This window comes from Leptolyngbya sp. CCY15150 (assembly GCF_016888135.1).
GTDB lineage: Bacteria > Cyanobacteriota > Cyanobacteriia > RECH01 > RECH01 > RECH01.
In genome coordinates this window covers 71,041-93,417 of the sequence record NZ_JACSWB010000135.1, presented here as the reverse complement: position 1 = coordinate 93,417, position 22,377 = coordinate 71,041, and the positions used below count along the sequence as shown (strand labels likewise).

Here is a 22,377-nt window from a genome sequence, read left to right as displayed (position 1 = left end):
ATAGTTCAGGCATTGCCGGGCTAGACGGCAGAGATTACCCTAGAGGGTAGGGTCGTTGAATTAGCAGGTTTTGGCGTCGCTGAATAGTACTATGATTCCGCCAAATTTTACATAGAAGACTTCATCAGAATTAGGAGAAGTAATCCATTCCTAGTCCGAAACCGATCGAGCTTATGCTTACTACATCCATTTGGATGTCGAGCAACTCATGACCGATAAGGTCTAGAGTTTCGGGCTCCTAGCTAGAGATTCATACTCTGATTCAGCACCACTCAGGTTTCTAGGGTCTTTCCAAGCATCCAAGAGTCAAGGTTTATGTTTGTTAAGATTTGATATGAGCTTAAAGCTTAAGTGTTCATTAAGGACGAAACATGGGATTACTAACAACAAGTCAACATAGTTGTAGAATCTTTTCTTATTCCTAAGAAACTTTGCTGAGTCTAAGGGTGATACTGCTGAATTTAACCTGAGTGTTGTGTTGTGGAGAACTGACTCCACATGCCTACATCATCTTTAATCGGTTCATGATCTATCCTGATTTTTCCTTTTCCTCTATTCTAAATACCCCCTTGGATAGATTGGCTGCCCTTGCTTACTCATCCACGATTCTGGATCGTCTGTCGGAGTGGATCTGTTTCTTCACTGCGGATGGAACCTTAACGTTTGTCAACCAGGCCTACTGCCACCATTGTCAGGCAACGATGGATCAGCTCGTGGGGCAAAATTTCTTTGCGCTGTTGCCCGAGAGCGATCGCCCCTCCCTAGAGCAGCGGGTGCAAACCTTGAGCGAGACTGGTTTGAGTACAACCTATGAATGTTCGGCAGTTGCCTCCGATGGATCGGTCTACGAGCAAACCTGGCTGATTCTAGCTGTGCAGGATACCGATGGCAATCTAGTGGAATTTCAGGCGATGGGTCAGCTCCAGGGCGATCGCTCTCCCTCCCTTGACGGACTGGAGCAGGGTGAACATTATCGGCAGGCCGTAGACCAATCACCCAATCCCATTTTTTCCCTCAATCGCCACGGACAGGTGCAAACCTGCAATGTAGCCTGCAAAACACTGTTGCAGTACGATGCAGATGTACTAGGGCAACCCTTTCGATCATTGCTCATTGAGGATATTCGAGATACCGTAGACCAGCTTTTAGTCCAGGTGTTTCGTGGCGAGTCGATCAGCGGCGTGGAGCTGGTTTATCCTTGCCGTGATGGACAGCACTACTGCATGATTTCACGGATTTATCCGCTACGCGATCAGTCAGGAACCATACAGGGCTGTGTGGTTGCGAATACTGATATTCGCGATCGCAAGGAGATGGAAAAATCGTTGCGACAAAGTGAGGCCAGGTTTCGCGCTATTTTCCAACAAAACCACGTTGGCATGAATCGAGCAGACCTCAGTGGTCAATTCTTGGAAGTCAACCCGGCTTTTTGCCAAATGTTGGGCTACACCGAAGCAGAACTGCTCTCGCTCACCTACCACCACATTACCCATCCGGATGACCAAGCGATCGAAAATGAGTTATGTCGTCAACTCAATAATCGACAAATTCCTTATTACGCGATAAATAAACGATACATCAAGAAAACAGGAGAGATTTGCTGGGTCAAGATTAGTGCCAGCATTATCTTAGATGATCATGATCATCCCTTGTTTAGCGTAGCGATCATTGAAAATATCCATGAACGCAAGCAGGTTGAGGCGGCTCTGCAGCAAAGCCAACAGCGCTATCAAATGGCGATCGCTGCCGGTGAGGTAGGCGTTTGGGATTGGCATTTGGCTAGCGGTGAGATCTATCTCGATCCTCAATTGAAGAACATGTTGGGGTATGCCGATCAGGATATTCAAAATACCATTGAAGATTGGACAAACTATGTCCATCCTGACGATCGCCCTAGGGTTGGGGTCGCCGTCCAGGACGCCTTAGCAGGGAAAACGCCTACGTTTCATGTGGAGCATCGGATGCTGCATCGAGACGGTAGCATCCGCTGGTTTTTGGCGCGGGGGCATGTGAGTCGCGATCGCCACGGTAACCCTGAGCGGCTGATGGGCACCGACACCGATATTACCCAACGCAAACAAACTGAACTCCACATTCACTACCAAGTACAGCGAGAGCAGGGGCTCAATCGGGTGATTCGCGCTATTCGTCAGTCCCTCGATCTAGATACGATTTTTGCGGCGGCTACCCGTGAAATTGGTTCCCTCCTGCCTGCCAACCATGTGCAAATTTGGCAGTGTCTGATGGCTCAAGGATGCTGGAAAAACCGGGTTGATCATCGACGGCATCTTGGTCTCTTTGACGGCACCACCCTAGAAGTAGCTATGGATCACCCGCTATCCCAGCGATTGCTGCAGCAGCGGTTTATGTGCGTCGATCATCCCGACCAAGACTATCCAGCATTAGCAACCGCTTTTCCGGGAGCCTGGATGTTATTTCTGCTGGATATTGAAGGTGATCACCAGGGCGATCGCCAGACTTGGGGAGCCCTGACTTTAACCAAAGATCCAACCCTCGGCGGCTGGCAACCGGCAGAGGTTGAGTTAGCCCGCATCATTGCCGACCAAGTGGCGATCGCCATTCAACAGTCTGATCTCGTTGTCCGAGTCAAGCAGCTCAACAGCACCCTAGAAAATACCGTACATCAACGCACGGCTCAGCTCAATCAGAGTCTAGAATTTGAGGCATTGCTGAAGCGCATCACAGATAAGGTACGCGATAGCTTAGATGAATCTGCTATCTTACAAACGGCCGTCAATGAGCTATCCACCGTTCTGCAAACCCTCAGTTGTGATGCCGCCGTCTACGACTTAACAGAGCGCACCTCCACTGTCATCTACGAAAGCACCGAGTCGTCTCTGCCATCCTCCCAAGGCATGACCATCGCCATGGCAGACTATGAGGACTATTATCAACATCTGTTACAAGGCAATCCGCTCCATTACTGCACCTTAGACCTCATTCGTGGCTTGGAACGACGTCCTAACTACCCTGCTACAGCCTTAGCCCATCCCCTGATTGATGACCAGGGCGTCATCGGTGATCTGTGGATTTACCGCGAAGCTCACGTACCCTTCACCGCTATAGAAATTCGCTTAGTGCAGCAGGTGGCGAACCAATGTGCGATCGCCATTCGTCAGTCCCGTTTATATCAAGCGACTAAGCGTCAGGTGCAGGAACTGGAACACCTGAACCATCTCAAAGACGATTTTCTCAACACCGTCTCCCATGAACTGCGTAGCCCCATGGCTAGTATTAACATGGCTACCCAGATGCTGGAAATTGTGTTGGAACAACAACAGGTGAGCGATCGCCGCATTGATCAATATCTGAGAATCCTGCGCGAGCAATGCAACCAAGAACTAGCGCTGATCAATGATTTGTTAGACCTGCAACACCTAGAAACCGGCACCCAACCCTTAGATCTCGTATCCGTGAAGCTTGAAGAATGGATTCCGCACATTGCTGAATCTCTAGAGGTGAGGATGCAGGCAGGACAGCAAACTCTACATATTGATGTCCCTGAAAAGCTGCCCACCGTTAGCTCCGATCCCGCTAGCCTAACTCGGATTTTAGTCGAACTCCTCAGCAATGCCTGCAAATATACCCCACCCTTTCATCAGATTACTGTTCGGGTGCGCGCCCAGACCTCAACATGGGACTTAGATGTGGAAAACTCTGGCGTTGAGATTGCTCCAGAAGAACAATCCCGCGTCTTTGAAAAATTCTATCGGATCACAAGGAGCGATCGCTGGCAGCATGGCGGCACTGGGCTAGGACTAGCGCTCATCAAACGCTTGACGGAACATCTCGGTGGCACCATCCGACTCAGCAGCCAGGATCAACTCACCTGCTTCCATCTGACCTTTCCCATTCATCCCAGATCGACCCATCCAGAATGATCACAACCACCGGCTAACTGGTTGATGGGCAACCCCCATGACGCTGGCGTCTCAGCAATCCTCATGGTGTCCCGTAGCTTGTCCAATCCGCCCAATCCTGAACGAAGGAACGAGCTTTCTCCAACCCATCTAGTCATCCTGTTTTCAAGCAGCTCGGGACAGACCTACCGTTCCTATGCTGAGCGTAAGAATGCTCCAAGCGGCACTCCTGTGCCCAGACCTGAATAGTCGCGGAAGAGGAGTCGCAGGAGCGATCAAGGCAGGTGTCAGCGCAGGAGCGCTGGCACCATAAAAGCACAGGAGATCTGGCACCATAAGAGAGTTCCAACTCCCTTCTCCCTAGGGAGAAGGGTTGGGGATGAGGGCAAATCATATATCGATCCATCCGACAAAAAACAGCCAGAAAAAACCTTTCAACCGAACCCTGAGGCCGTATCATGTGGGCTGGAGTTAACGTTTTTGCTGGAGAAGACACCCATGCTTAGACTTATATCAAGTCCGGTTGCATGGTCATGGCTAGGACATCCTGCCTTCGATCCCCCGCCTCGCCGCCTTTTTGGCAAGGGGGCTACAGATATCTGGGTACGGCACAATCTTGCATGAATAGGATGTCTAGCCAGATTTGATAGCACTCCACTAAAGTTTTAGACCACCATCAGACCCTTCCCATGTAAAACGGCATGAAGACCTGATACGAGCTGACAACATTTGAACTGAACTATCGAGGGAACCTTGAATCTTAGAAAACTTAGAAAAATTAGGCGAGACTGGTTTTTCAATACCAAAAATGATATCTTAGCTGGCGCTGTCGTCGGTCTAGCGCTCATCCCAGAAGCGATCGCCTTCTCGATCATTGCTGGCGTTGATCCCAAAGTGGGTCTATACACCTCCTTTATCATTGCCGTGATTACTGCATTTTTGGGCGGACGTCCAGGCTCAATCTCTGCCGCCACCGGAGCCATGGCGCTGCTGATGATTGACCTTGTCAAAGACCATGGCTTGCAGTACCTACTAGCCGCCACCTTACTCACCGGGATCTTCCAAGTCATTTTTGGACTGTTAAAGCTGGGACGCCAAATGAGATTTGTGCCCCGCGCCGTGATGATCGGGTACATTAACGCCCTTGCGGTGCTGATTTTTCTAGCCCAGATGCCCCAACTGACAGATGTTCCTTACACAGTGTATGTGCTAACGATTCTATCCCTAGGCATCATCTACATCCTGCCTCGATTCACCAAGGTCATTCCCTCGCCCCTAGTTGCCCTAGCTGTGATGACCCTGGCAGCGATCGCCCTCAAATTAGAGGTGCCAACGGTTGGAGATATGGGAGAACTGCCAACAACCCTACCATTATTCAGCTTACCTCAGGTTCCCTTGACCCTAGAGACTATGCAAATCATCTTTCCCTATTCTTTCACCTTAGCAATCGTTGGTCTATTGGCTTCCTTCTTAACAGCTGCCTTAGTAGACGATCTTACGGATACTCCCAGCGATAAAAATAAAGAAGCTAAAGGTCAAGGGATTGCCAATATGGTAACCGCCTTCTTTGGCGGCATGGCAGGCTGTGGCATGATTGGCCAATCGGTGATCAATGTGCAGTCTGGAGGACGCGGGCGATTGTCCACCCTTGCTTCTGGGGTTTTTCTGCTGTTTGCTATCTTAGTGCTGCAAGACTGGGTGAAGCAAATGCCCATGGCGACCCTTGTGGCGGTGATGATCATGGTCGCGATCGGTACCTTTCGCTGGTCGTCTTTCAAGAATATAAAACGCATCCCTCGCAGTGAAACAATTGTGATGCTGACCACCATGTTCGTCACCATCTTCACCCGCAACTTTGCCCTAGGCGTCGTCACGGGCATTGTGATGAGCACTGTCTTCTTCTCTCGCAAAATTGCTGACCTTGTGTTGATTGATAAGATCCTCAGTGACGATGGATCTCACCGTATCTATCACGTCTCCGGACAAATCTTCTTTCTATCCCGCGATGAGTTCCTGGCGGCTTTTGATTTTACTGAACTCATCGATCGCGTCACCATCGATTTGACCCATGCCCATTTATGGGATCAAGGAGCCGTTGAGGTCATCGACAAGGCTGTATTTGGCTTTCGCCGGAATGGCATTGAGGTAGATTTAGTCGGACTCAACCGGGCTAGCGCTACCCTGTTTGAAAAAATCAGCAGCTCAGGAACTGCCTAAATTTCCTTGGTATCGTATCCTGAAAAGCGATCGCTTGTTATACCCATTTCATGGGAAACAGCATTAGCTGTCGGGTGTGTTAGCGAACGGTAACGCACTGTAATCTTACCATAATGAGCATCTTCAAATAAATTTAGTGCTGGGCATGAAGCGATCGCCAGCAGCTAGGAGCAACAGTTGTTAGTCCATGCTTGGAAGCGGTCTAGAGTAAGACGTAAATTATGTCACTCTTGAACCAGATTTATCTTGATCTTGTGATCAGGACAACTGCGATAGGGACGAACAACTCATCAATCTGATTGTTCGTCCCTATTAGCAAGCATACCTCAGAGCTTACAAGTCCTGTGTTATCGAAAGCAAGCTGGGTCTAATGATGAACGACATTACCAACTAAGACACCCGGCCAGTTGGCATCACCCTTGGCAATATTGCCCGGAACATCCTGCAACCACTGATTTTGAACGCCTATACTATAATTTAGATAAAGCTTTCCGTCAACTAGTCTCCAAGCATTGGGATCAATAGAAGCCAGATTGCCTTCACTCACAGCCTTAGCGCAGTATCCGCCATATTCAGGCGTATAAGCTTCAGGGTTGTTCACAAACAAGTCGCGATGTTCAGCGCTGGAAAATCTCCACGTTGCTCCCATCCAAACATGTTCAAAGGCTTCACTACCCTGTACAGCACTGCCTTCTGTAAAGTAAGCAACGGGGTCTGTGCCGCGAATGGCTAGTCCACTCGTGTCCGAGTAAATCATGGGTGCCGAATCAGCCGACGAGGCATCCTCTCCAGCGCAGGGATTTGCTCCAGCGCAGGGATTTACACCTGCACAAGGATCAGCAGCGCAAGGATTACCTGCACAGGGATTTACACCTGCACAAGGGTCAGCAGCACAGGGATTACCTGCACAGGGATTTACACCTGCACAAGGATCAGCAGCGCAAGGATTAGCAGCACAAGGGTTACCTGCACAAGGGTCAGCAGCGCAGGGGTTCCCTGCACAGGGATTCGCTTGAGAAACCGTTGATTCTGTTCCTGCGTTCGTCCATTGGGGTAAAGCAACGGCTAGACCTAGACCGAGAATCGAAGCAGTTGCTAGCGCAGCGATATATTTGACGTTCATACAATATCCTGAGGTTGAGTGGATCGAATCGTTGGCAAGAATGTCCTGCTATACAGACACTGCCCCATCCCCTCACAAAATTAGATGACCTAAGTCTCTAATTTCACAGAGGTGGTGATGGATGAGCGTGGCTGATCAGAGAGCACCGAACTCGGCTTGGACTCAACCGTCATTAACGATGCTTAAGCTGAGAATAGACTGAGAACCATATGGGGGGACGTTAAGAAGTCTCTGGGTTAGCACCAAGATTGCACGGTGTTGCTGAATACAAGCATGAATTGCTCAATCCGCCCTCATCCTAGCCCTCTCCCTAGGGGAACAGGAGTTCTAGCTCCCTTCTCCCTGGGGAGAAGGGTTGGGGATGAGGGCAAATCATCTATCAATTCAGCAATGCCGATTGCACTATGCCCAGCAATTCTCATGACGCGTATGCTGAGCGTGGGAATGCTCCCAGGGTTGCTCCTGCGCCCAGACCTCAAGTGTCGCAGGAGCGATCGAGACAGGTGTCAATGCGGAAGCGCTGGCAGCATACGAGATGTCTTGTCCGACCGTGCATTTAAAGGGCTTAGCGTGGATCTAAACCGCTAGGTGCAGGATAATAAATAATAGCTAAAAACCGAATAGGTAGCTCAATCAACTTATCGGGGCCGTGGGGCGTTTCACCGCGAAAGGTGAGGGAATCACCGGGCTCTAGCAAGTAGGTATGCTGACCATGGCGATATTCCATCTTACCTTCTAGAATATGCAAAAATTCCATGCCAGGATGCTCGAAGGTGGGGAAAATCTCGAAGGCGTCGTCAATGGTAATCAGAAATGGCTCAAAGAGTTTAGTCGGGCCCTGGTCATAGGCCAGGAGTTGGTAGGTGTGACCGCTGCGAGTTCCGCGCCGCACCACTTCCATGCCCTCTCCTCGTTTCACCAACTGCGCGCCGCCGCCGGAGACATGGTAGTTGCGAAACAGCTTGGAGAGTGAAATCCCTAGGGCGTTCGCCAGTTTGACCAAGGTGTCTAGACTGGTGGAGGTTTGAGCATTTTCAATTTTCGACAACATGCCCCGAGAGATCCCTGCCTGCTCCGCCACGTCGGCAATGGTCAGGCCATGTTTTTGGCGCAGCTCACGAATGGTGCTGCCCAGATAGCGGGCCAGGGAATCAGCGATCGCCTCGGGTTCACCAACGGCGGGTAGCTTGACGGTGGGATCGATCATGGCAGTTGTCCTCAGGGCGATCGGGGTAGTCCTTCCGTAGACATCGGGAGCTTTATTGTAGCATCGAGTATCACTACAAGAAACTATGTTGACATTTGAGAAACTTTTGCCCATGATATTCACTAAAGTTTCCTGTTGATAACTCCCATGGCATCTTCCAGGCGATATCGGTTGACCTTGTCCTGCCCTGACCGGGTGGGCATTGTAGCGGCAGTGAGCACCTTTGTGGCCCAGCACAACGGCTGGATTGTGGAAGCCCAGCACCATGCCGACCAGCCGGTGTCTCGATTTTTCATGCGCCAGGAGATTTTGGCAGACTCTCTACCGTTCCAAACCGTGGCGGAGTTTGAGGAAGCATTTACAGCGATCGCTCACGACTTTCAGATGGATTGGGCGATTACCGACTCGGCCCGTAAGCCTCGGGTCGTGATTTTGGTCTCCAAACCCGATCACTGTCTCTATGATCTCTTTGCGCGCTGGCGCAGTGGTGAGCTAGACGTGGACATTCCCTGCGTGATTTCCAACCACGAAACCTTTCGGGAGTTTGTGGAGTGGCATCAGATTCCTTACTACTGCGTACCGGTTCCTAAAGATGATAAACAGACCGCCTTCGATAAAATTGCCCATCTCTTTGATCAGGTCAAGGGCGATGTGATGGTACTGGCCCGCTATATGCAAATTCTGTCACCGGAGATGTGCGATCGCTATCCTAACCGCATCATCAATATCCACCATTCGTTCCTGCCATCGTTTATTGGCGCAAAGCCCTACCACCAGGCCTATGAGCGCGGCGTCAAGCTGGTGGGAGCCACCTGTCATTACGTCACCTCAGACCTGGATGATGGGCCGATTATTGAACAGGATGTGATTCGTGTGGATCATTCCGACTCGATTGATGACATTGTTCGCTACGGTCGTGATATTGAAAAAACTGTCCTAGCTAGGGGATTGCGATCGCACATTGAGGATCGGGTCTTTGTCTATGGCAATAAAACCGTCGTATTCCGTTAATCCTAAGTTAGTCTCAGAAACGCGCAACCCCAGATTCTCCCATTCCGCCCGCATATCACAATTGCCGCTCACACCCTAGCCTATCCCAGGGACTCCACCATGCCATTGCGTCTTCTCAAATTTAGATTATCTCAGACCTACCCCGAACCACGCATGTTTCGCCAGCCCGATCGCCTCAAATCCCACTACGATGTGGTGATTATTGGCGGCGGTGGTCATGGGCTGGCAGCGGCCTACTATCTGGCGAAAGATCACGGCATTACCAACGTGGCGGTGATTGAAAAGGGATATTTGGGCGGTGGCAACACCGGGCGCAATACCACGATTATTCGCTCCAATTACCTGACTCCCGAAGGCGTCAAGTTTTACGATCAATCGGTCACCCTTTGGCAAGATTTAGCGCAGGACTTTAATCTCAATCTTTTTTATTCCACCCGTGGGCATTTTACCCTAGCCCACACCGACTCAGCCCTGCGTACCATGCGCTGGCGGGCAGAGGTAAATAAGCACTTCGGCGTTGAGAGTGAGCTCGTGGGGCCCCAAGAAATCCAGGACGCCTGTCCTGAAATGGACTTGCACTGTGGGGGACATTTGCCCGTCTTGGGAGCCCTGTACCATGCTCCCGGCAGCATTGCCCGCCATGATGCTGTCGCTTGGGGCTATGGGCGGGGTGCAGATCAACGGGGCGTCGAGATCCATCAACAAACGGAGGTGACTGGCATTACCGTAACGTCCGGGCGGGTGACCGGTGTTCAGACCAATCGGGGCAATATTTCCACGAATAAAGTGCTCTGCGCCGTGGCCGGCTCTACGCCGCGTTTGCTGGATATGGTGGGATTGCGATCGCCCCTCTATGTCCATCCCCTACAGGCCATGGTCAGTGAACCGATGAAGGCCTGGCTGGATGCGATTATTGTATCCGGCAGTCTGCATGTCTACGTCAGCCAAACGGCGCGGGGCGAGCTGGTGATGGGAGCCTCGTTGGATCCCTACGAGCTGCATTCCACCAGGTCTACCTTTGATTTTGTTGAAGGTCTTTGTACTCACATGCTCGATCTATTTCCCTTTTTATCCCACGTAAAAATTGTCCGCCAGTGGGCGGGTATGGCCGATATGACCCCAGACTTTGCACCGATTATGGGAAAAACGCCCATCGATGGATTTTATCTTGACTCCGGCTGGGGTACCTGGGGCTTTAAGGCCACGCCAGTCTGTGGAAAAACCATGGCGGCTACCGTAGCCAGCGATCGCCCCCATGAGTTAATTCGCGAGTTTTCTCTAGATCGCTTTGAGCGGTATGACCTCGTAGGTGAAAAAGGAGCGGCATCGGTGGGACATTAGGGACATGAAGGAGATATTGAGAGAACCTTAAGGACAAGCTTGGAGCGATCGGGTTAGAGCTGTTGAGGACGATACCATGAAACTGATGACCTGTCCTATCAATGGACAACGACCGATTTCAGAATTTTTCTACGGTGGTGAGCTGCGGCCCATGCCTGATCCGGCAACAGCGGATGATGCAACTTGGGCAGACTATATTTTTAACCAAAATAATGTGCCTGGACTCAAGCAGGAATGGTGGTGCCATACGCCCAGCAATACCTGGTTTATTGCCGAGCGGCATACCTTGACGGATGAAATTCAGCGTACCTATTTGTATGGCAGTCAGATGCTTGAGGAGGTGTCGCCATGAAGCGCTTGCCACCCATCTCCGGCGAATGGATCGATCGCCATCAGCCGGTCTCGTTCACCTTTGAGGGGGAATCGATCTCTGGTTATCACGGTGACACCGTCAGCAGCGCTCTGTGGGCAGCGGGGCGGCGGGTGTTGGGGCGCAGTTTTAAGTACCATCGCCCCCGAGGTATCCTCAGTCTTGCCAATCACGATGTCAACACGCTGATGCAGGATGGCCCCAAGTTAAATCTACGGGCGGATGTGGTGCCGGTGGAGTCGGGCATGGATCTCACGGCGATCCATACCTTTGGTGGCGTCCAGGGCGATCGCGCCAGTGTATTGGATCGCTTGTCTCGTTTTTTGCCCGTCGGCTTCTACTACAAAGCCTTTCTAGATAAGAACCAGTTTCCCTTCTGGGAGCGCGTCATCCGCTCTATCACTGGCTTAGGGGCGGTGGATACCACCACGCCCCGCCTGCGCACGCCCAAGCGCTACGATTTTTGTGATGTGCTGGTGATTGGATCGGGAGTTTCTGGTCTCACGGCAGCGATCGCTGCGGCGGAGGCGGGAGCTGATGTCGTAGTGGTAGACGAGAATGCCCATGCTGGCGGATCGGGGCACTATCAACGGGGCGATGATGGAGAGCGATCGCGCCAGACGGCTGCCCTTGTCGCTCAGGTGCAGCAGCATCCCCGCATTCGTCTTTATACGGACACCGTGGCGGCGGGCTACTATGCCGACCATTGGGTGCCCTTGGTGCATCGAGACTATATTGCCAAGATGCGCGCTCAGGCTGTGATTGTGGCGGCGGGTGCCTATGAGCAACCGGCAGTGTTTCGCAACAATGATCTGCCGGGGGTGATGCTGGCATCCGCGGCCCAGCGGTTAATCTATCGCTATGCCGTTCAGCCGATGGAGCGGGCGGTGGTCTTGACGTCCAACAGTGATGGCTACCGGGCGGCGCTGGATTTGGCCGCCCAGGGTGTGACAGTGGTGGCGGTGGTGGAGATGCGATCGCAGCCCGTGGTTACCGATCCGGTGCGGGCTGTGCAAGCGCGGGGTATCCAGATTTTCTCCCAATCCTGTCTCTATGAAGCCCGACCCAATCCAGGCGGCGATGGGGTAGCCTCGGTGGTCGTCTGTCCCCTTGATACAAACGGCCAGCCCCAGACCGGCTTTACCCAGACCCTGGCCTGTGATGGGGTGGTGATGAGTGTGGGCTGGGCTCCGACGGCAAATTTGCTGTATCAAGCTGGGGTGACGATGCGCTTTGATGCGACGGTGCAGCAGTTTGTCCCCGATCGCTTGCCAGCGGGTATTTTTGCCTGTGGACGGGTGAATGGGGTCTATGACTGGGAAGATAAGCAACGGGATGGACAGTGGGCTGGGCTAGCGGCGGCTCACAGGTTGGGACTTGTGAATACGGCACCTAGTTTAGAGAAAGCGATCGCCCCGGAATGTCCTTCCCATCCCTATCCGATGATTGCCCATCCTAAGGGTAAGAATTTTGTGGATTTTGATGAAGATCTGCACTATGACGATTTTATCCATGCCGTACAGGAGGGATTTGACAACATCGAGTTACTGAAACGCTATACCACGGTGGGTATGGGCCCCAGCCAGGGTAAACATTCGAATATGAATGCCCTACGGATCTTAGCTCATCTGCGCCAACTGCCCCCTGATGCCATCGGCACCACCACCGCCCGCCCCATGTTTCATCCGGTGCCCATGGCCCATCTGGCAGGACGGGGTTTCATGCCCGAGCGGCGATCGCCCCTCCATAGTCGTCACGCCCAGCAGGGCGCGGTCTGGATGCCCGCCGGTCAGTGGCAGCGTCCCGCCTACTACCACCGTCCGGGGCTAACACGGGAGGCCTGCATCCAGCAGGAGGTGATGGCGGTACGTACCCGAGTAGGATTGATTGATGTGGGTACTCTCGGTAAGCTAGAGCTACGCGGCCCGGATGCCATGGCCTTCTTGGAACGTATCTATACGGGTAAGTTCGCCAAAATGAAGGTAGGCAGCAGCCGCTATGCCTTGATGGTGGATGAATCCGGGGTGGTAATCGATGACGGAGTCGTAGCGCGGTTGGCCGCCGATCATGTTTACTTCACCACCACCACCTCTGGCTCTGCCCGTATTTATCGAGAGCTCAGCCGCTTAATAACGATGTGGCAGATGGACTGCGGCATCGTCAATCTAACCGGTGCCCGAGCGGCGGTGAACCTGGCTGGCCCGCGATCGCTCTCTCTCCTGCAAACCCTCACAGATATAGACCTATCACCCGATGCATTTCCCTATCTGGCGGTGCGTCAAGGGGCGATCGCAGGCATTCCAGCCCTGCTGATGCGGGTTGGCTTTGTGGGCGAATGGGGCTATGAGCTGCATGTGCCCGCTGACCAAGGACAGGCGCTGTGGGATGCCCTGATCACCGCTGGGAAACATCTGGGAATTCGTCCCTTTGGGGTGGAGGCCCAGCGGCTTCTGCGCCTAGAAAAGGGGCATGTGATTGTGGGGCAAGATACGGATGGGTTAACCACACCCTACGACGCTAATCTGGGCTGGGCCGTGAAAATGGATAAACCCTTTTTTATCGGACAGCGCAGTTTACAGATTCTCAAGCAGCGATCGCCCAAGCAGATCCTGGCTGGCTTTACCTTGCCAGAACGATTCCAGGGCAGACCACCTCAGGAATGCCACTTGGTGATCCATAATGGCGATATTGCCGGGCGGGTCACCAGCATTGGCTATAGTTCCAGCTTGAAACGCTATCTCGGTCTAGCTTATCTACAGCCTGAGCTAACGGCGATCGGTACTGAGATCACGATTCGGCTCACCGACGGCAGCATGGTCACCGCCACCGTTGCCCCCACCCCTTTCTATGATCCAGATAATCACCGTCAGGCGGCCTTGAGTCGCGAGGAGGCGTTTGTATGATGCGGGCCAGTCCAGTTCAAGATTGTCTCTCACCCTCGGCAACATGGCGAGACATCAACGGAATGTCCACCCTTTGGTCTACCCCGGATGATCTCCAAGGCGATACCTTGGGACTATGCGATCGCTCCTTCTTAACTCGATGGGGTGTAAAAGGGGCGGGAGCTGCTGCCTGGCTGGTATCCCAGGGGTTACCTGTTCCCCAACATCCCAATCAATGGTGTACCTTACCGAGCGATGGACTGATCGCCCGCTTAGGAACTACCGAATTCCTGATCGAAGATGGCTGGGAGGGAGCGATCGCCCCCCAGCTAGCTCAACACATGGCGAAGTTACCTCCTAAGGTCTATCCGGTCTTGCGCCAGGACTTAGCGATCGCCCTCACTGGACGCGCCGTTCCCGATCTACTACGGCAAACCTGCAGCGTTAATTTTCCAGCCCTCGATCTTACTGAACAGCCTGTAGTTTTAACGTCCATGATTGGAGTTAGCGTAGTCGTCATTCCGGGCGATCGCGCTGGACAACCATTCTATCGTATCTGGTGCGACGGGACCTTTGGGGTTTACCTATGGCAAACCCTAGTCACGATTGCCCAAGATCTGGGAGGCGGCCCCGTCGGCGCGGCCTATTTATATGATCTTGAGTAAGCATCACGATTTAGCAACGCCCTACACAGATCATCTGAAAGATTGATAATACAGATGGATGCTGTAGTAGCCTGGGTATCTCTCTAGCCCTGCTTCCTCAAGAAAAAACCAGCGTTAATGTTCACTTAGTCACCCAAAACCATGTGCGGAATTGTTGGTCTACTGATAAAAAATCCAGCCCTGCGAGACTCCCTCGGGGCACTCACGGTACCCATGCTGATTGGCATGGCCGAACGCGGCCCTGACTCTGCCGGCCTCGCGGTTTTTACCCAACCCATTGCGGAAAGCGATCGCAAATATAGCCTCTACTCTGGTGCCACCGTTGTGGATTGGGGTCAGCTTGTCCAGTCACTACACCAACAGCTTGGCGGCACAGCCCAGATCCATACCCAAGGTAACCACGGCATTCTCACTGCTAACCTATCTCCCGCTGTTGTTAAACCTTGGATCCAGGAACATTATCCTACAGTACATATTCTATCTACAGGGCGCACCATTGACCTCTACAAAGACGAAGGGCAGCCCGCCGCCGTGGCTGAGCGCTATGGCTTCAGTCATCTCAAGGGCACCCATGTCGTCGCCCACACCCGCATGGCCACCGAGTCAGCCGTCACCCCTGCCCATGCCCATCCCTTTACGGCTGGGGAAGACTTTTGCCTCGTCCACAACGGATCATTATCCAATCCCCACTCGATCCGACGAATGCTGGAACCCCGTGGCATTCACTTTGACACAGATAATGATACAGAAGCCGCCTGTCGCTATCTAGAATGGCGAATGCAGGAAGGTGATGATCTAAAATCTGCCCTGCAAAAGGGATTTGAAGAACTCGATGGCTTTTTTACCTTTTTGATGGGTACCCAAGATACCCTAGCCCTAGTACGGGACGCCTTTGCCTGCAAGCCCGCTATTGTGGCAGAAACCGATGACTATGTAGCGATCGCCTCCGAATTTCGCTCCCTAGCCCACCTCCCCGATATAGACCACGCTACCCTCTATGAGCCTGCACCCGAGGAAATGTATGTATGGACGGTGTCATGAATTCCACAACTAATATTATCTCCTTTGATCTGACAACCGCATCTCTGCGAGACGTCAATCACTATCTGCATCAACGGGTTAACCCTGGAGATCATATCGATATCCACCATCCTAATGGGGCCCATAACTTAGCTGTGGGATTACAGGAAGCGATCGCAGTTGATATCCACGGACACACAGGCTATTACGCCGCTGGCATGAATCAACAGGCATCGGTTACCATCTATGGCAATGCCGGGGCAGGCGTTGCCGAAAATATGATGTCCGGTCGAGTTCATGTCAAAGGGTTTGCCTCGGTTTCCGCCGGTGCCTCGGCCCAAGGGGGACTGTTGGTGATCGACGGGGATGCAGGACTGCGCTGCGGCATTTCTCTCAAAGGAGGTGACATCGTCGTAGGCGGCAGCGTCGGCAGCTTTTCCGCCTTCATGGCTCAGGCTGGACGCATGGTCATCTGCGGCGATGCAGGGGATGCCTTGGGCGATTCTCTCTACGAAGCCGTGCTCTATGTACGCGGCACCATCAAGTCTCTAGGAGCCGATGCCCAGATCGAACCGATGACCGAAAGCGATCAAGCGATCGTTGCCAACTTACTGGAACAAGCTGGTTTCAGCCATAATCCCAACGACTTTCAGCGCGTGGCCTCCGCCCGCCAACTCTACCACTGGAACGCCGACGCAAAGCAGGACTATTGATATGACTACATCACCCGACAACGTTAACCAACGCCTCAGCCTAGAAGAATCCTGGGGCTACGATCGCCACATGATGAACTACATCTACAATGCGGCTGCCCACGGTCTCTACGAGATTCGTGGCCTGGGTGCAAAGCGCAAGCTACCCCACTTTGATGATCTAGTTTTCCTAGGCGCATCGTTGACCCGCTATCCTTTGGAAGGCTACCGAGAGAAATGTTTAACAAAAACTGTCTTGGGAACCCGTTTCGCTAAAAAGCCCATTGAGCTAGATATTCCCATTACCATTGCCGGCATGAGCTTCGGTTCCTTATCTGCCAATGTGAAAGACGCCCTAGGCCGGGCGGCCACAGCCATGGGCACCAGCACCACCACCGGCGACGGCGGCATGACTCAGGAGGAGCGTCAATCCTCGAAAACCCTGGTTTACCAATGCCTACCCTCTCGCTACGGCTTCAACCCTGATGACGTCCGCAAAGCTGACGCTATCGAAATTGTCATTGGACAAGGAGCCAAACCCGGCGGCGGCGGTATGTTGCTGGGTCAAAAAATCAATCCTCGCGTAGCCGAAATGCGTACCTTACCTGAAGGGGTTGATCAGCGCTCTGCCTGCCGCCATCCTGACTGGACAGGCCCTGATGATCTCACGATTAAAATCCAAGAGCTGCGGGAAATTACCGATTGGGAAAAACCCATCTACGTGAAAGTTGGCGCTTCCCGCCCTTATAATGACGTCAAACTAGCTGTCCATGCCGGAGCCGATGTCGTTGTTGTTGATGGTATGCAGGGCGGAACTGCCGCCACCCAGTCAGTCTTCATTGAACATGTGGGCATTCCGACTCTAGCCGCTGTCCGCCAAGCGGTCATGGCTCTCGAAGAGATGGAGATGAAAGATAAGGTACAGTTGATTGTATCGGGCGGCGTGCGCACTGGGGCAGATGTAGCCAAAGCGATCGCCCTAGGAGCTGATGCCGTATCTATCGGTCAGGGTGTCTTATTTGCCCTAGGCTGTAACCGAGATAGCTACATCCAAAACGGTGAGCATCATTCCGCTGTGGATGACTACAGGGCGCTGGGCACAGCCCCCGGCTACTGCCATCATTGCCACACCGGTCAATGTCCTGTAGGAGTAACGACCCAAGATGCTGTATTAGAACAGCGCCTAGAGCCAGAGATGGGCGCAAAACATGTCAAAAACTATCTGCAAACGCTAACGATGGAACTGACCACCATCGCCCGTGCAGCTGGCAAGCAAAATATCCATCACCTAGAGCGAGAAGATCTGGTAGCCTTAACCATTGAAGCGGCAGCCATGGCCCAGCTTCCCCTGGCAGGCACAAACTGGATTCCAGGACAATCATCGTTCTGATTGGATTAAATCCGGTTCAATGTTCATGTCCGCAATATCCTGCCTTCGATGCCCCGCTTCGTCGCTCCCTTGACAAGGGGGCGACAGACGTCTGGGTACGGTCACGGACTGGAATCAATAGCGCATCTAACCGGATATGTTCATATCTTGACTCAGCAACACCTACTCTTGAATAACTCTAGAGGGTAGAACAGATCAAAAACATACGTTCATGGTCGTTTTCAGTGCTTAACTCATGCTGGATGTTTCAAGACTTACCATCCAAGACCTCTTGAAAAGCGATATGGTGATCTCGATAAAATAGACATGCTGCCTAGCTAGGCACCTAGCTGGTTGTCTGCATGATGAAAAAGCTGTAGCCATACCACTCACCATAGGTACGATACATGGTAATCTCCTGCTGTTCTTGATCCAGAACGGCTAGGGCCTGCGGTTGGTCGTGGTAGACCTGACGCATGTGGTTGACCCGCTCTTCGAGGGGTTGATAATAGTTCCACCATGCCTGACTTGGCATGAGCATCGTTCCGATCAGGGTATAGCCATGGGTGGGAATGAGGGCGGCAACCTCCTCAACCGAACGCATAGACGGATAGCCCTGCTGCCAATAGTCGTGCAGGACTGCCGGAGGATTAGGCTTAATCCAAACTAATTCACTGATCACCATGTATCCACCTGGTTTCAGGAGCGATCGCCACTGAGTTAACCCCTCTTCCAATCCGATAATATAGATAGACCCCTCAGCCCAAATCAGGTCAAAGCTTTGGGGTGCAAAGGGCAAGTTTCTCATATCGGCATTCAGGCAGGTGATTCGCCCCGGAAACGCAGTGGCTTGCTGCTGCAGCGCTGTCAGATAGAGTTGATGGTTATCCACGGCGGTGATCGACCCATCACTGAGCTGTGCTAGGGTTAGCGTCTGCATCCCTGGCCCACAGCCAATATCTAAGATTTGGGGATGGGAGAGGGCGGGCAACATATCAAAGGCTTGCTGAGTATACAAAGCACCACCAGGACTTTCCCGCTCTAATCCTTGGTGGATGTCCAAAAAAATACTTTGCTCGTCCATTGATCTCTCCTTCTACCCAAAATCCCAGAGGCGATAGAACAATTATTGCACCGTAAGTCCATGGGCTTGAAAAATTTCTACGGCTTGCTGCACTTCAGACTGAGTCGGGGTTGCTGTATCTTTCAGCGCATAGGCATAGCCAAGCTGCCGCCATTTGTAGCTACCCATTTGGTGGAACGGCAGGATTTCCACCTTTTCCACACAGGTTAATTGAGCTACAAACGCGGCCAGTTGTTCCATATTTTGGATTCCGTCGGTTAAGCCTGGTACCAGTACAAAGCGAACCCAGGTAGGTTTCTGGATGTCGTTTAAGTAATGCGCTACACGTAACGTTGGCTCGATGGGCACATGGGTCACGGTTTGGTAGATTTGGGGATTAAAGGATTTGATATCCAATAAAACTAAATCTACATCATCTAAAGCCGGTTTAGAGCGCTCAAAGTCTGGATAACCAGAGGTATCCAGGGCCGTATGAATACCGATCGCTCGGCAACGACGAATGAGTTCATGGACAAACTCCGGCTGCAGCAAGGGTTCACCGCCGCTAATGGTCACGCCACCACCGGAATAGGTCATGTAGGAACGATAGGTCTGAATCTCGGCCAAGAGATCATCAACGGTGACCTCTTGCCCTTGGTTCGGGTCACGGGTATCTGGATTATGACAATAAAGGCAGCGCAGGCGGCAGCCCTGGGTAAAGATCACAAATCGAATTCCTGGGCCATCTACCGTGCCACAGGTTTCAACCGAATGGATTCGGCCGCGATCGCCCCTCATAGGAACGGAACTAGAGACTGAAGTAAACATAGGTTGCATAACTAGACGGTTGATGAACAACGCTGCATCAACGTAGCATTGCCCACCATCCTAAGCTTTTGGGGAATGTTGAGTTCTTGGAAGCAGATCTGTATGAGATCTGTATGTGAGGGTGAAGATTGAGGGGTGGGCAATGCCCACCCTACAGTACGTCACATTAATGGCGTGGGTAAAAAACGATCGGAGTGGACGCCTACAGATGGCTATGGAAGGTGCGGTTAATCACATCCAACTGTTGTTCTCGGGTCAATTTGATGAAATTGACGGCATAGCCTGATACCCGAATCGTGAGCTGGGGATAATCTTCAGGATGATCCATGGCATGGAGCAAGGTATCTCGGTTGAGAACATTGACGTTAATATGATGTCCAGTTTCGTGGAAATAGCCATCTAGCATTCCTACCAAATTAGTAACTTGGCTATCTAAACCTTTACCCAAGGCTTGGGGCACGATGGAAAAGGTGTAGGAAATGCCGTCTTGGGCATCATCATAGGGCAGCTTAGCCACGGATGCTAGGGACGCGATCGCTCCTTTTGTATCTCGTCCATGCATAGGATTTGCGCCGGGGGCAAAGGGCTCGCCGGCTTTTCGTCCATCGGGGGTGTTACCCGTTTTCTTGCCGTAGACCACATTGGAGGTAATCGTCAAAATTGACTGGGTGGGCACAGCATCTCGATAGGTTTTGTTGGTGCGTACTTTCGCCATGAAAGACTGCACCAGATCAATGGCAATGGTATCGACCCGGTCGTCATTATTACCATACTTCGGATAGTCGCCCTCAATGCGGTAATCAACCACCAAACCCGTTTCATTACGAATCGCCTGCACCTTAGCATATTTAATCGCCGATAGGGCATCAGCGACGACGGATAGACCAGCTATGCCACAGGCCATCGTGCGATAAACATCGCGATCGTGGAGAGCCATCTCCAAGCGTTCGTAGCAATATTTATCATGCATGTAGTGAATCACATTCAGCGTATTCACATAGAGCTTGGCTAGCCAGTTCATCATCCGATCGAGCTTATCTCGCACGTCGGCATAGTCTAGTTGTTCTGTGGTCACAGGTGCATAGGGAGGAGCGACTTGGCTACCATCTTTTTCATCTCGACCGCCGTTAATGGCGTAGAGCAGACATTTAGCTAAGTTCACCCGTGCGCCAAAGAACTGCATTTGCTTACCGATGGGCATCGCCGAGACACAGCAGGCAATGCCGTAGTCATCCCCATAGCTGGGGCGCATCAGGTCGTCGTTTTCGTATTGGATGGAGCTGGTGTCAATGGAAACCTGGGCACAGAATTGCTTAAAGGCTGTGGGCAAGTGGGTAGACCAGAGCACCGTCAGATTGGGTTCAGGGGCTGGGCCAAGGGTATAGAGAGTTTGCAGAAAGCGGAAGCTGCTCTTGGTTACCAAGGGACGACCATCATGGCCCATACCGCCCAAGCATTCGGTCACCCAAACTGGATCGCCGGAAAACAGTTGGTTATAGTCGGGGGTGCGCAAAAACCGCACCATGCGCAGCTTCATGACAAACTGATCGATCAGCTCTTGGGCTTCCGATTCCGTTAAGAGTCCCTTCGCCAAATCGCGCTCTAGATAAATGTCCAAAAATGTAGACACCCGCCCTAGGGACATGGCTGCCCCATTTTGCTCCTTAATGGCACCCAAATAGCCGAAATAAGTCCACTGCACAGCTTCCTTGGCGGTGGCAGCCGGTTGGCGAATATCACAGCCGTAGCGTTCTGCCATAACCTGCAGCTCAGCGATCGCTCGGATCTGTTCACTAATCTCTTCCCGCAGACGAATCACCGACTCATCGATCACATCTACTTCAAGGGACTTAAGCTGGTCTTTCTTATCCGCAATTAAGCGATCGCTGCCGTAGAGGGCTACCCGGCGATAGTCGCCAATGATCCGCCCCCGGCCGTAGGCATCTGGCAATCCGGTGATAATGCCTGAGTGGCGCGCTTGGCGCATTTCCTGGGTGTAGGCATCAAAGACACCATCATTGTGCGTCTTGCGATACTGGGTAAAAATATTTTCGGTGGCCGGATCAAGGGTGTAGTTATAGGACTGCAGGGATTTCTTAACGACACGAATCCCGCCTAGGGGCATAATGGCTCGTTTAAGAGGGCGATCGGTCTGTAGCCCGACAATCTGTTCTAAGGACTGATCGATATAGCCGGGGCCGTGGGCCGTGATGCTGCTGGGAACGGCTGTATCCACGTCTAAGATATCTCGTTCACGCTCTTGGGCCATCAGATCTTTCACCTGATTCCAGAGCGCCTGAGTGCGGGGTGTGATGCTGGCTAAGAAATCAGCCTCGCCGGTGTAGGGGGTGTAATTGCGCTGAATAAAATCTCGGACATTAATCTCGGTTGTCCAAGGGCCAGGTGTAAATCCAGTCCAAGCTGCTTCATGGGCAGAATTGACAGATTCGTTAGATGCAACCGTCAATTTAGTTGGGGTGGAAACCATACTTCAACAACCTCAAAATCTATACAGCGGCAGTGGCCGTAAGCGCAGGAGCTAGGTGTCCATGGCTAAACGGTCAGGCATTATGCCTAGATTAGGGGGCGATCGCCTGCCGAGTCGGTGGATCGACAACGAGGGGCGATCGCATTCCAATCCTCCTTAGGTTTAACGCATAACCCCGGAGACTCTGCCAGGACGCAGAATATCTTCAGAATCTCAAGCC

Annotated in this window: 15 protein-coding genes; 10 read left to right on the top strand and 5 right to left on the bottom strand. The window is 52.3% G+C overall.

Features of this window, described 5'->3' with window-relative positions; all coding sequences use genetic code 11:
* Nucleotides 1–569: 569 nt before the first annotated feature.
* Entirely contained in the window at nt 570–3,902 is a 3,333-nt protein-coding gene (locus JUJ53_RS04020) for a PAS domain S-box protein (RefSeq protein ID WP_204150692.1), read from the top strand.
* A gap of 732 nt (nt 3,903–4,634) precedes the next feature.
* Entirely contained in the window at nt 4,635–6,098 is a 1,464-nt protein-coding gene (locus JUJ53_RS04015; RefSeq protein ID WP_204150691.1) for a SulP family inorganic anion transporter, read from the top strand.
* Between the two features lie 367 nt (nt 6,099–6,465).
* On the opposite strand, the gene JUJ53_RS24550 is transcribed toward JUJ53_RS04015, so the two are convergent.
* Entirely contained in the window at nt 6,466–6,855 is a 390-nt protein-coding gene (locus JUJ53_RS24550; protein WP_239124758.1) for a YHS domain-containing (seleno)protein, read from the bottom strand.
* A gap of 931 nt (nt 6,856–7,786) precedes the next feature.
* Nucleotides 7,787–8,428, bottom strand: a complete 642-nt coding sequence (locus tag JUJ53_RS04005) for an XRE family transcriptional regulator (RefSeq protein WP_204150689.1) — start codon at nt 8,426–8,428, stop codon at nt 7,787–7,789.
* Nucleotides 8,429–8,575: 147 nt separating this feature from the next.
* On the opposite strand from JUJ53_RS04005, the gene purU reads away from it, so the two are divergent.
* The 8 genes from purU to JUJ53_RS03965 all read left to right on the top strand — a co-directional run bounded on the left by purU (nt 8,576) and on the right by JUJ53_RS03965 (nt 17,799).
* A complete protein-coding gene (gene purU / locus JUJ53_RS04000) occupies nt 8,576–9,439 on the top strand; it encodes a formyltetrahydrofolate deformylase (protein ID WP_204150688.1) in 864 nt (287 codons plus the stop codon).
* 99 nt (nt 9,440–9,538) lie between these two features.
* Complete coding sequence (locus JUJ53_RS03995) at nt 9,539–10,780, top strand: FAD-dependent oxidoreductase (RefSeq protein WP_204150687.1); 1,242 nt, start codon at nt 9,539–9,541, stop codon at nt 10,778–10,780.
* Nucleotides 10,781–10,856: 76 nt separating this feature from the next.
* Entirely contained in the window at nt 10,857–11,132 is a 276-nt protein-coding gene (locus JUJ53_RS03990; protein ID WP_204150686.1) for a sarcosine oxidase subunit delta, read from the top strand.
* Entirely contained in the window at nt 11,129–14,053 is a 2,925-nt protein-coding gene (locus tag JUJ53_RS03985) for a 2Fe-2S iron-sulfur cluster-binding protein (protein ID WP_204150685.1), read from the top strand. The genes JUJ53_RS03990 and JUJ53_RS03985 overlap by 4 nt, the downstream gene beginning before the upstream one ends.
* A complete protein-coding gene (locus tag JUJ53_RS03980) occupies nt 14,050–14,697 on the top strand; it encodes a methylglutamate dehydrogenase (RefSeq protein WP_204150684.1) in 648 nt (215 codons plus the stop codon). Before JUJ53_RS03985 ends, JUJ53_RS03980 begins: the two co-directional genes overlap by 4 nt.
* 141 nt (nt 14,698–14,838) lie before the next feature.
* Nucleotides 14,839–15,738, top strand: coding sequence for a class II glutamine amidotransferase (locus tag JUJ53_RS03975; RefSeq protein WP_204150683.1), 900 nt, complete (start codon nt 14,839–14,841; stop codon nt 15,736–15,738).
* Complete coding sequence (locus JUJ53_RS03970) at nt 15,735–16,430, top strand: hypothetical protein (protein ID WP_239124757.1); 696 nt, start codon at nt 15,735–15,737, stop codon at nt 16,428–16,430. Before JUJ53_RS03975 ends, JUJ53_RS03970 begins: the two co-directional genes overlap by 4 nt.
* A 1-nt stretch (nt 16,431) precedes the next feature.
* Nucleotides 16,432–17,799: an FMN-binding glutamate synthase family protein gene (locus JUJ53_RS03965; RefSeq protein WP_204150682.1), complete on the top strand. Its 1,368-nt coding sequence runs from the start codon at nt 16,432–16,434 to the stop codon at nt 17,797–17,799.
* A gap of 325 nt (nt 17,800–18,124) precedes the next feature.
* On the opposite strand, the gene JUJ53_RS03960 is transcribed toward JUJ53_RS03965, so the two are convergent.
* The 3 genes from JUJ53_RS03960 to pflB all read right to left on the bottom strand — a co-directional run bounded on the left by JUJ53_RS03960 (nt 18,125) and on the right by pflB (nt 22,157).
* Nucleotides 18,125–18,862, bottom strand: a complete 738-nt coding sequence (locus tag JUJ53_RS03960) for a class I SAM-dependent methyltransferase (protein ID WP_204150681.1) — start codon at nt 18,860–18,862, stop codon at nt 18,125–18,127.
* Between the two features lie 42 nt (nt 18,863–18,904).
* On the bottom strand, nt 18,905–19,669 hold the full coding sequence (gene pflA, locus JUJ53_RS03955) for a pyruvate formate-lyase-activating protein (protein ID WP_204150680.1): 765 nt from the start codon (nt 19,667–19,669) through the stop codon (nt 18,905–18,907).
* Nucleotides 19,670–19,871: 202 nt separating this feature from the next.
* On the bottom strand, nt 19,872–22,157 hold the full coding sequence (gene pflB, locus JUJ53_RS03950) for a formate C-acetyltransferase (protein ID WP_204150679.1): 2,286 nt from the start codon (nt 22,155–22,157) through the stop codon (nt 19,872–19,874).
* Between the last annotated feature and the right edge of the window lie 220 nt (nt 22,158–22,377).

Bases quoted from the DNA above. Each gene is read 5' to 3' on its own strand.
- pflA (WP_204150680.1), bottom strand. From the start codon at position 19,669: ATGTTTACTTCAGTCTCTAGTTCCGTTCCTATGAGGGGCGATCGCGGC.
- JUJ53_RS03985 (WP_204150685.1), top strand. From the start codon at position 11,129: ATGAAGCGCTTGCCACCCATCTCCGGCGAATGGATCGATCGCCATCAG.
- JUJ53_RS03965 (WP_204150682.1), top strand. From the start codon at position 16,432: ATGACTACATCACCCGACAACGTTAACCAACGCCTCAGCCTAGAAGAA.
- JUJ53_RS24550 (WP_239124758.1), bottom strand. From the start codon at position 6,855: ATGATTTACTCGGACACGAGTGGACTAGCCATTCGCGGCACAGACCCC.
- pflB (WP_204150679.1), bottom strand. From the start codon at position 22,157: ATGGTTTCCACCCCAACTAAATTGACGGTTGCATCTAACGAATCTGTC.
- JUJ53_RS03960 (WP_204150681.1), bottom strand. From the start codon at position 18,862: ATGGACGAGCAAAGTATTTTTTTGGACATCCACCAAGGATTAGAGCGG.
- JUJ53_RS04005 (WP_204150689.1), bottom strand. From the start codon at position 8,428: ATGATCGATCCCACCGTCAAGCTACCCGCCGTTGGTGAACCCGAGGCG.
- JUJ53_RS03995 (WP_204150687.1), top strand. From the start codon at position 9,539: ATGCCATTGCGTCTTCTCAAATTTAGATTATCTCAGACCTACCCCGAA.
- purU (WP_204150688.1), top strand. From the start codon at position 8,576: ATGGCATCTTCCAGGCGATATCGGTTGACCTTGTCCTGCCCTGACCGG.
- JUJ53_RS03975 (WP_204150683.1), top strand. From the start codon at position 14,839: ATGTGCGGAATTGTTGGTCTACTGATAAAAAATCCAGCCCTGCGAGAC.
- JUJ53_RS03980 (WP_204150684.1), top strand. From the start codon at position 14,050: ATGATGCGGGCCAGTCCAGTTCAAGATTGTCTCTCACCCTCGGCAACA.
- JUJ53_RS03970 (WP_239124757.1), top strand. From the start codon at position 15,735: ATGAATTCCACAACTAATATTATCTCCTTTGATCTGACAACCGCATCT.
- JUJ53_RS03990 (WP_204150686.1), top strand. From the start codon at position 10,857: ATGAAACTGATGACCTGTCCTATCAATGGACAACGACCGATTTCAGAA.